Source organism: Enterococcus sp. FR204, assembly GCF_031143325.1.
Classification (GTDB): domain Bacteria; phylum Bacillota; class Bacilli; order Lactobacillales; family Enterococcaceae; genus Enterococcus_B; species Enterococcus_B faecium.
In genome coordinates this window covers 38096-48681 of sequence record NZ_JAKZIW010000015.1, presented here as the reverse complement: position 1 = coordinate 48681, position 10586 = coordinate 38096, and the positions used below count along the sequence as shown (strand labels likewise).

At 37.5% G+C, this 10586-nt stretch carries 10 protein-coding genes; 7 read left to right on the top strand and 3 right to left on the bottom strand.

Annotated elements, in window-relative coordinates; genetic code table 11:
* Positions 1-82 precede the first annotated feature (82 nt).
* Complete coding sequence (locus RG571_RS05670; RefSeq protein ID WP_308947530.1) at positions 83-307, top strand: flagellar motor switch protein; 225 nt, start codon at positions 83-85, stop codon at positions 305-307.
* Between the two features lie 204 nt (positions 308-511).
* Here the strand turns inward: RG571_RS05670 and RG571_RS05665 are convergent, their stop codons facing one another.
* A complete protein-coding gene (locus RG571_RS05665) occupies positions 512-832 on the bottom strand; it encodes a DUF1827 family protein (RefSeq protein WP_002339655.1) in 321 nt (106 codons plus the stop codon).
* Positions 833-979: 147 nt separating this feature from the next.
* The gene (locus RG571_RS05660) at positions 980-3214 is read right to left on the bottom strand and encodes an ATP-dependent Clp protease ATP-binding subunit (RefSeq protein WP_025479629.1); all 2235 of its coding nucleotides are present in this window, start codon (positions 3212-3214) and stop codon (positions 980-982) included.
* A gap of 478 nt (positions 3215-3692) precedes the next feature.
* Between RG571_RS05660 and RG571_RS05655 the strand changes: the two genes are divergently transcribed.
* The 6 genes from RG571_RS05655 to RG571_RS05630 all read left to right on the top strand — a co-directional run bounded on the left by RG571_RS05655 (position 3693) and on the right by RG571_RS05630 (position 9428).
* Positions 3693-3959, top strand: a complete 267-nt coding sequence (locus RG571_RS05655) for a phosphocarrier protein HPr (protein WP_002287602.1) — start codon at positions 3693-3695, stop codon at positions 3957-3959.
* Positions 3959-5686 (top strand): phosphoenolpyruvate--protein phosphotransferase, encoded by a 1728-nt coding sequence (gene ptsP / locus RG571_RS05650; RefSeq protein ID WP_002339657.1) that lies wholly within the window; start codon positions 3959-3961, stop codon positions 5684-5686. Before RG571_RS05655 ends, ptsP begins: the two co-directional genes overlap by 1 nt.
* Positions 5687-5849: 163 nt before the next feature.
* Positions 5850-6896, top strand: coding sequence for a glycosyltransferase family 4 protein (locus RG571_RS05645; RefSeq protein ID WP_002323526.1), 1047 nt, complete (start codon positions 5850-5852; stop codon positions 6894-6896).
* A gap of 16 nt (positions 6897-6912) precedes the next feature.
* Entirely contained in the window at positions 6913-8136 is a 1224-nt protein-coding gene (locus RG571_RS05640; protein WP_308947531.1) for a glycosyltransferase family 4 protein, read from the top strand.
* 88 nt (positions 8137-8224) lie between these two features.
* Positions 8225-9112 (top strand): NAD(P)-dependent oxidoreductase, encoded by an 888-nt coding sequence (locus tag RG571_RS05635; RefSeq protein ID WP_002339659.1) that lies wholly within the window; start codon positions 8225-8227, stop codon positions 9110-9112.
* Between the two features lie 85 nt (positions 9113-9197).
* Complete coding sequence (locus RG571_RS05630; RefSeq protein ID WP_002287607.1) at positions 9198-9428, top strand: YkuJ family protein; 231 nt, start codon at positions 9198-9200, stop codon at positions 9426-9428.
* A gap of 56 nt (positions 9429-9484) precedes the next feature.
* Here the strand turns inward: RG571_RS05630 and RG571_RS05625 are convergent, their stop codons facing one another.
* Positions 9485-10450 (bottom strand): GIY-YIG nuclease family protein, encoded by a 966-nt coding sequence (locus RG571_RS05625; protein ID WP_258430284.1) that lies wholly within the window; start codon positions 10448-10450, stop codon positions 9485-9487.
* Positions 10451-10586: the final 136 nt, after the last annotated feature.

Sequence of the window (10586 nt, the reverse complement as noted above, 5' to 3'; positions counted from 1 at the left end):
ATTAAAATCATAGAAATGTCTAATCAAAAAAATATAAAAATTATTTTGCGTACATATGATTAAAGAAAGGAGAGTGTGACACATGGAAACAGAATGGCAAAGACGTGAAAGAAAAAAACAGAAAAAAGAAGAGATGTTACGATTATGTCGATTATTAGGTGTAAAAGACTGGGACAAAAACGAGCAAATTGCACAAAAAGTACGATCAATCATCCATAAAGAGGAAAAAGTTAAAAATAAAGACACGCGTAGAACTGAAAATGAAAAGAGAAAAGTACAAAAGAAAAGAGAAAAATCAAAAAGCTAGAAAGAAAAAGAGGCTGAGACAGAAGCGTTTAACTCCAAGAAATAAGCTGGAATTCACAAAAATTTGAAAAGCAATTTTCGTGAATTTCAGCTTATTTCCGAAGGAGTTGCTTCTGCTTCCGCCGTTTATACGTGTTTAGAGCGTGAGACAAAAGTGTTCTTTACTTTTGTCCCACGCTCTTTAATTATTATGTTCAAAATTTGTTTACACGGCTAATGTAGCGCCTAATTCATGTTTTGGAATCGAGATTTCAACAAGGCCTGCCAATTCGATTACTTTGATTTCATCCTCGTGGTAAACGGCGTCTTTGATTTTATCTAAGAAATAATTTTTAGCATCTTCGATTTCTTTCGGCTGGATTTTACGTTTGTCATTGATCAGCAGAATTTCATTATGTTCAGGGGCTTCAGTGTATACAATAGTGGTATTTCCGGCTGTGTAGACCTCGACTAGATGGGCATCAGTGTTTTCAAGCTGGTTTAATACAAGACGGGAATGACTGTTTGTTACATTTACCAATTTCATGGCCCTCACCTCTTTTATGTATTTTTAATTGCTTGTTTCTCTTATTATAATTTCTTTTTTATAAAATGAACAGTATTTTGACTTTTCTGAAAAAAGAATGAGACGGCATTTCTCAAAGAAATACCGTCTCACGCTATAAAACTGGATTTATTCAGCCGTTTCTTCGGCTGATTCTTTTGCCAAACGTTCTGGTTTAGAAGTAACGATGATTTTTCCATCTTTATCCAGTTTTGCTTTCAACTCATGGATAGAAGGGTGATCAAGATAAAATTCAGCGATACCATCTTCGATTTGTTCTTGGATTGTGCGTCGAAGAGGACGAGCACCCATAGATGGATCATAGCCTAAGTCAACTAATTTTTCTTTGACATTCGTAGGAACTTCGATGTGAAGTTGCTGTGCTGCCAGCATTTGGTTGACATCGTCTAGCATTAGTGTGACGATTGTCATCAAGTTTTCTTTTGATAATGCACTGAATTCGATGATCCCGTCAAAACGGTTCAGAAATTCTGGTGTAAAGTAGTTGTTTAATTGGTTCAATACAGAACGAGTAACACCTTCGCGTGCCGCACCAAAACCAACGTTTGCTTCTACTTTACCAGTTCCGGCATTACTTGTCATAATGATGATCGTATCTTTAAAGCTGACCGTTCTTCCTTGTGCATCTGTCAATCGACCATCATCTAAGATTTGCAAGAACATATGCAAAACATCTGGATGAGCTTTTTCTACTTCATCTAACAAGACAAGACTGTAAGGATTTCTCCGTACTTTTTCTGTTAATTGACCAGCTTCTTCGTATCCGACATAACCTGGAGGAGAACCAATCAATTTAGAGACACTATGTTTTTCCATATATTCAGACATATCGAAACGAATCATTGAATCTTGTGAACCGAATAGTTCGTAGGCAAGTTGTTTCGCAAGCTCTGTTTTACCTACACCAGTTGGTCCAACAAATAAGAAGGAGCCGATTGGACGATTCTGTTTGTTTAATCCAACACGGTTTCGGCGAATCGCTTTCGCTACTCGATCTACAGCGTTATCTTGTCCGATGACATGAGCTTTCAAGTCATCTGCTAAATTTTTCAGTTGTGTCTGTTCTTTTTCTTTTAATTCACCCACTGGAATACCTGTCCGTTGTTCAACGATTCTTTCCATATCTTTTTCGGTAATCACAGGTGTTTCCTCTTCAGTGAGCTGACGTTCTTTCATTTTTTGAAGTTTATTGATCTGATCGCGATAATAAGCTGCTTTTTCGAAATCTTCTTCTCGAGAAGCTAAAACTTTTTGTTCTTCTGCTTCTTGCAGTTTTTTCTCGATTGTTTTAGGATCAACGATTTGGATCGTCAAGTTTTTCTTAGAACCTGTTTCATCTAGCAAATCGATGGCTTTATCCGGCAAGAAGCGATCTTGGACGTAACGATTGGATAAAGTTGCGGCTGCTTCGATGGCCTCATCAGTATATTTTACATGATGATAGTCTTCATAACGTTTTTGCAAACCTTTCAAAATACTGATCGTTTCTTCGACAGTTGGTTCATCTACCCGTACAGGTTGCATACGACGTTCTAAAGCAGCGTCTTTTTCGATGATGCGGTACTCATTTAAGGTAGTAGCACCAACCATTTGTAATTCTCCTCGAGCTAAAGCTGGTTTTAAAATATTACCAGCATCCATATTTCCATCACCAGCAGAACCAGCACCGACGATTTCGTGAACTTCATCTATGAATAGGATCACATTTTCTGCTTGACGGATCTCTTCAATCAATTTTTGCATACGTTCTTCAAATTGTCCTCGTATACCAGTACCTTGGACTAAAGATACGACATCTAAACGAATGACTTCTTTGTCCATTAATTTTTGCGGTACATCACCATCTACGATTTTTTGTGCTAAACCTTCAACAACTGCTGTTTTACCAACACCTGGTTCTCCAATCAAGACAGGATTGTTCTTGGTTCGGCGATTTAAAATTTCAATGACTCGTTTGATTTCGTCATCGCGTCCGATCACAGGATCGATATCACCTTGTCGTGCTTGTTCTGTGATATTGATTCCGTATTCTCCCAATAAACCTTCTGTATTGCCTTGAGGTGGCTGACCACCATTGAAGTTGTTGTTTCCGCCAAATTGTGTTGGTGGTGTTTGCTCATAATTTCCTTGCTGTTGCATTTGGCGAGACATGGAACGGAAAAGATCGTCCAAACTGCCAAATCCAAATGGATCATTTTGGGCCATATTAGTCAGACCTCCATTTTGTTGATTTTTGATTTTTTGATAACAGCTCTGACAGTAATCGAGTTGTGTCCGCTGACCATTGACAGTGGCATACAAGTGAATCGTTGCCTCATTCTTGCCGCAGTTTTGACAAAGCATGAATCATTCACGTCCTTTCACAAAAATGGGTACATCCATATTTTACATCTCGTTTTTCATGAGGTAAAAGAATAACCCCTAGTTTTTTAAGAGATTTATGAGGTAGAAAAGGTGAAATCTCTATTGACCATTCCTGACCTTTGACTCTTATTATACTAAAAATAAAAAGGGAAGCAAGTAATTCGTTTCATATGAAAACAAAGAGGGTCAAAGGAAAGAATGATAAACGTCAGGAGAAGAGAAAGCGACAAGAAAAAGAAAATAAACACGTTTGTTATAAAATGTGAAGAAAAGGATGAAAAAGAATCCGAAATAATTTGAATACTTTTATCTGAAATTGAATGAAAACTGTTGTATCTAACGAAAAAAAATGTTAATCTTTACAGATGAAAGGGTGGCATTTGTTAGGATTCTCTGAATTACTAAAAAAGAAAACCCTCACATAAAAACAACACTCACTTAAAGGAGACCGATTAATATGGAAAAGAAAGAATTTCACGTAGTAGCAGAAACTGGGATCCACGCTCGTCCAGCTACACTATTAGTACAAACAGCAAGCAAATTTAACTCTGATGTAAACTTAGAGTATAAAGGTAAATCAGTAAACTTGAAATCAATCATGGGCGTTATGTCTTTAGGTGTAGGTCAAGGTTCTGATGTTACTATTACTGCAGAAGGTGCTGACGAAGCTGATGCAATGGCAGCAATCGTTGAAACAATGAAGAAAGAAGGCTTATCTGAATAATGGTTGAAATGCTAAAAGGGATTGCCGCTAGTGACGGTGTAGCCGTTGCAAAAGCTTACCTGCTAGTTCAACCGGATTTAACATTCAGTAAGGCAACAGTAGAAGATACTGCGGCTGAAGAAGCTCGTTTGGATGCTGCATTAGCTAAATCTACTGAAGAATTGCAGCAAATTCGTGAAAAAGCAGCGCAAAGCTTAGGTGAAGTAGAAGCGCGAGTATTTGATGCCCATTTGATGGTTCTTTCAGATCCAGAAATGGTAGGTCAAATCAAGCAAAATATTAAAGACAACAGCGTAAATGCTGAATCAGCGCTAAAAGAAGTAACGGATATGTATATCGGTATGTTCGAAGCAATGGAAGATAATGCTTATATGCAAGAGCGTGCTGCAGATATTCGTGACGTTGCTAAACGTATTTTAGCGCACTTATTAGGCGTTACTTTACCAAATCCATCAATGATCAACGAAGAAGTGGTCGTTGTTGCACATGACTTGACTCCAAGTGATACAGCACAATTAGATCGCAATTTTGTAAAAGCGTTTGTAACAGACATTGGTGGACGTACTTCACATTCTGCTATCATGGCACGTTCTTTAGAAATTCCAGCAATCGTTGGGACAAAAGAAATTACTGCTAAAGTCAAAGAAGGCGATATTTTGGCTGTCAACGGGATCGAAGGCGATGTAATCATCAATCCTACAGATGAACAAAAAGCTGAATTTGAAAAAGCAGGTGCAGATTACGCAGCACAAAAAGCAGAATGGGAAAAACTAAAAAATGCAGAAACTGTCACAGCTGACGGCAAGCATTTTGAATTAGCTGCAAACATCGGAACACCAAAAGATCTAGTTGGTGTCCATAATAATGGTGGAGAAGCAGTTGGTCTGTACCGTACTGAATTCCTGTATATGGATTCTCCAGACTTCCCAACAGAAGATGACCAATATGAAGCTTACAAAGCTGTATTAGAAGGTATGGAAGGAAAACCTGTAGTTGTTCGTACAATGGACATCGGTGGAGATAAAGAACTACCATATCTGCAATTACCTCATGAAATGAATCCATTCTTAGGATATCGTGCATTGCGTATCAGTTTATCTGAACAAGGCGACGAAATGTTCCGTACACAAATGCGTGCATTGCTTCGTGCATCTGTTCATGGTAATTTACGTATCATGTTCCCTATGGTAGCTACACTCAAAGAATTCCGCGCAGCAAAAGCGATCTTTGAAGAAGAAAAACAAAAATTGATCAGTGAAGGCAAGGAAGTATCTGATACGATCCAAGTCGGCATCATGATCGAGATTCCAGCAGCAGCAGTCTTAGCAGACAAGTTTGCAAAAGAAGTAGATTTCTTCTCTGTAGGTACGAACGATTTGATTCAATACACAATGGCAGCAGACCGTATGAACGAACGCGTTTCTTACTTGTACCAACCATATAACCCATCAATTTTACGTTTGATCAAAAATGTAATTGATGCAGCACACGCTGAAGGAAAATGGGCAGGTATGTGTGGAGAAATGGCTGGAGATCAAACAGCTGTTCCATTGTTAGTAGGTATGGGTCTAGATGAGTTCTCAATGAGTGCGACATCTATTCTTAAAACGCGTAGTTTAATGAAACGCTTGGACACAGCGAAAATGGCTGAACTTGCTGATCGTGCATTGAAAGAATGCGATACGATGGAAGAAGTCGTTGAACTTGTTCATGAATATGTAAAATAAACAACGTATCAAAAGCTGGTGTGGCTTGTAAAAGAGCTACGCCAGTTTTTTTGTTCTTTTTTAAGAAAACGTTTTTGTCAGTAAGAATAGACAAAAATAGGGCTTAAGTTTGAGTGACAGTTTGTAGGCTATGTTATACTATATAAGTGAAGGGGGACGTAAGGTGAAGGTATTATTATATTTTGAAAGTGAAAAGATGCTTGCAAAATCTGGAATCGGGCGTGCGCTTGATCATCAAAAACGTGCTCTGACAGAAGTCGGTATCTCTTATACACTAGATGAAAAAGAAGATTATGACATCCTGCACATCAATACATACGGAATCAATAGTCATAATATGGTCAATAAAGCCAGAAGAGAAGGAAAAAAAGTTGTCTATCATGCGCATTCTACAGAGGAAGATTTCCGAAATTCCTTTATCGGATCGAACCAGCTTTCTCCTATCGTAAAAAAATATCTGGTAGGATTGTACCAAAAAGCGGACTATCTGATCACGCCAACACCTTATTCAAAACAGTTGTTAGAAAGCTATGGTATCCGTGTGCCGATTCAAGCTATTTCCAATGGGATCGACTTAGAGAAATATCGCCCTGATCCAATGAAAGAACAAAAGTTCAGAGAATATTTCAAACTGTCTCCGGATCAAAAAGTAATCATTTGTGTCGGTTTGTTTTTCGAACGTAAAGGAATCATTGATTTCGTAGAAATTGCTAAGAAGATGCCCGAATACACATTTATTTGGTTTGGTCATGTTCCCATGTACTCGATTCCTCGGAACATCCGGAAAATTGTAAAAGAAGATCATCCTGAAAATGTCCTGTTTCCTGGTTACATTCGTGGAGAGATCATAGAAGGCGCGTATTCAGGTGCAGATCTATTCTTTTTCCCTTCTTATGAAGAGACAGAAGGGATCGTTGTTTTAGAAGCTTTAGCAAGCAAACAAAACGTACTTGTTCGAGATATTCCAGTGTATAATGGCTGGTTAGAAGATAGCAAGAACTGCTATATGGGGAAGACAAACGAAGAATTTATCCGACTGATCCAACAGATTACCAATCAAGAACTACCGAGTACGACACAAGCCGGTTATCAAACAGCAAAAGAGCGAAGTATCAATAAAATCGGTGAAGAACTTAAAAATGTATACGAAAGTGTACTGAATGAAAAAGTCTCTAGCAAATTAAAAAAAGTAAATCAGGTCAAGGACTAGTTTGGAGGCGAAAAACATGAAAATCGGCTTTTTTACCGATACCTACTTTCCGCAAGTCAGCGGAGTTGCTACATCGATCAAAACATTAAAACAAGAATTAGAAAGACATGGGCATGAAGTCTATATTTTTACAACGACCGATCCTAATGCGGATAAGTTGGAAAAAGATGTGATTCGAATGCCAAGTGTACCATTTATTTCTTTCAAGGATCGAAGAATTGTTGTTAGAGGCATGTGGTATGCTTATTTGGTTGCCAAAGAACTAGAACTAGATCTTATTCATACCCATACAGAATTCGGAGCAGGGATACTTGGGAAGATGGTAGCTAAGAAGTTGAAAATACCTCTGATCCATACTTACCATACGATGTATGAAGATTACCTTCATTATATTGGTAAAGGAAAAGTGATCAGGCAATCCCATGTAAAATACTTGTCTAGATTATTTGCAAATCATACGACAGGTGTAGTTTGTCCAAGTGAACGTGTTATTGATACATTACGCAGCTATGGTGTAATAGCACCGCTTCGCGTGATTCCTACTGGTATCGACATTGAAAAATTCAAACGTTCTGATATCACTCAGCAGGATATCAGCAAATTAAGGGAGTCACTAGGTCTTCAGGAAAACCATTTGATGATTCTTTCTTTAAGCAGGATTTCTTATGAGAAAAATATCCAAGCCTTGATTAATGGGTTTCCTCAGGTCATCTCCGCTTATCCTAACGCCAGATTAGTTATCGTAGGAAAAGGACCTTATGTAGAAGAGTTAGAGGAATTGATCTCAGAACTGCAGTTAGAAGAATTTGTGCAGTTCACAGGAGAAGTGGACAACAATGATGTAGCACTTTATTATAAAGCGGCAGATTATTTTGTCAGTGCTTCTACTTCAGAAACACAAGGGCTTACTTATACAGAAGCGATGGCAGCCGGAACACCTTGTGTCGTGGAAGGAAATGCTTATTTGAACCGATTGTTCGATCATCCTTCATTAGGGAAAACTTTTGAAACCGACGAAGACTTTGCACCAGCACTTATTGATTATATTTCCAGTGAAGTTCCTAAAGATCCAAAAGTTTTAGAAGCTAAACTTTATGATATTTCATCTACACATTTCGGCGAAGCTATGATCGAATTTTATCAAGACATGGTTGTTTATCATGAAGAAGAGATGCGAAGAAAAGAAGAAGAAGACTCGATTGAACGAATCAAAATAAAATTAAATTCATTTAAAAGATAAAATTCAAACATTTTTTATGAAAAAATCCTTGTTTCTAGCGTATACTAGCATAGAAGCAAGGATTTTTGATTTTTAGGAGGTCGAAAAAATGAAACTTGGTTTTATCGGAACAGGCGTCATGGGAAGTGCTGTCGCACGCCATCTACTAGAAGCAGGACACGAAGTAGCTGTCTATAATCGGACAAAAGCAAAAGCTGATCCTTTAGTAACAGAAGGAGCTATCTGGGCAGATACACCAAAAGCGGTAGCAGAACAAAGTAATATTCTCTTTACAATGGTAGGTTACCCCAAAGATGTAGAAGAAATCTACTATGGACAGTTGGGGATTTTTTCTGCAGATATCTCAGGACATATTTTAGTTGACTTGACTACAAGTACACCAAGCCTGGCAGAAAAAATTGCAAAAACAGCAAAAGAAAAAGGCGCAGATGCGTTAGATGCACCGGTATCCGGTGGTGACTTAGGAGCAAAGAATGGTACACTGACGATCATGGTCGGTGGAGAAGAAGCCGTTTATGATCAAGTACTGCCTTTATTCAAAGAATTTGGTACGACATTTACATTGCATGGTTCTGCTGGGAAAGGTCAGCATACAAAAATGGCTAATCAGATCATGATTGCAGGTACGATGACAGGAATGACGGAAATGCTTGTCTATGCACAAAAAAACGGACTTGATTTAAAGAAAGTGATTGAGACGCTTTCAGGTGGAAGTGCAGCTAACTGGTCTTTAAGCAATTATTCTCCTCGTATTTTAAAAGAAGATTACACACCTGGTTTTTTTGTCAAACATTTTATCAAAGATTTAAAGATTGCATTAGAAGAAGCAGAAAAAATGGACCTTGTATTGCCAGCAACTACCCAAGCATTGAAACTATATGAAGAGTTGGCAGATAAAGGTTTTGAGAATGACGGAACCCAAGCTTTGATCAAACTTTGGTGGCCTGAAGGAAAAATACCAGAAAAAAAATCATAAAAAACGAGTTTTTTTAGAGAAAATCAATGCAAGTAGGCTATGCTTTTGATACAATATAACAGAAATAAGAAAAGGAGGACCTCCGATGACACATTCACAATTAGTCGCAATCATAAAACGACTGGAGGCTATGGTCGAGTCAGCAGATAATGAACTGCAAGTTCGCCGTTTTGAAAAAGAAGGCGTAGAGAAGTGTACAGTAACTTATGATAAAGCGACCGATACATTTGAATTAACTGAAACAGATACTCATCAGCAATACGAATTTGATAATATCGATATCGTAGCGATGGAAATCTATGACTTAATCCAATAAATTTTAGGATAATTGACATTTGAAGTTGAAGATGCCTAAAAGAAGCCGAGAAGCAACTAATTTAGTTGCTTTTCAGCTTCTTTTTTGTTTAACAGTTCAATTTCAAACTGTTCTTTTTCTAATTTTTTGCGGTAACTGATCAAGATTTGTACAGGATCGATTTCTTCTTTTGACAATTGACGTTTCAAAGATAAATGAGCTTCTTTCTTTTCATAATAGAAGTCAGGAGAAACGTCACCAGAGGCAATCATTGTTTCTGCAAGTTGACCATAACAAACGAGGTAGTGCTTTTTCTGACTCTCATCTGCTGCTAATGGCATGCTGAAGGTGAGCGATGGTGTTCTTAAAAACTGCTTTTGTTCCTGGATCCGTCTAATAAAATAAGTAACTAATTCGATATCTTTTTGAAGCATACCGGCTTTTTCGAAATTCAACTGATAGATGAAATGTTGTTGTCTTTTTTTCAAGTAAGTCAGTAGCTTTTTATTTCGGCCTTGAAACAGCCCTTGGAGTTCCTTTTTTTTCTGTTCAAAAGTCATTTCCTGTAGGTCAGGAAACTGGACTCGCAAAGCTAACAAACTAATTTCAGACAACCAAGGCATTTGATAAGTTTCTTCCATTATACGCAAAATAGACGGCATTTTTTTATAGAGACGAAAAGGCCCGTATGTTCGAGCCGTAGGAGTATCTGTTAATACAAATCCCTTATTGGTAATATGTACATAATTATAATTACTGAAATAATTCATTTGTCGGTTATAAAAAGGACGGTAATGTTGGATCAATTGACACTCGAGCAATAAAGCATCTAATTCCGTGTCTACTACGACGAAATCAAAATCTGTTATATGATAAATCATACGTAATACTTTTTTTGAATGCTGTTTATTCTGATGAAAATAGCTGCTTACTCTATTTTTGAGCCGTTTTGCTTTACCAACATAGATGACCTTACCATCTCGGTCTTTCATAAGATAGACACCCGGCAGCATGGGGAGAGTTTTCATTTTTTCTTTTAACATAGGATCTCCTTTTACGCTTTGAATAAAAAGACTATAACAAATTTTGAAATAATGGACAAGTTTTAGGGAATTCTATAGTTCTGTTCACAGAAAATACTTTGATAATCAAAATATGTGAGATAGATGATTTTTCTAA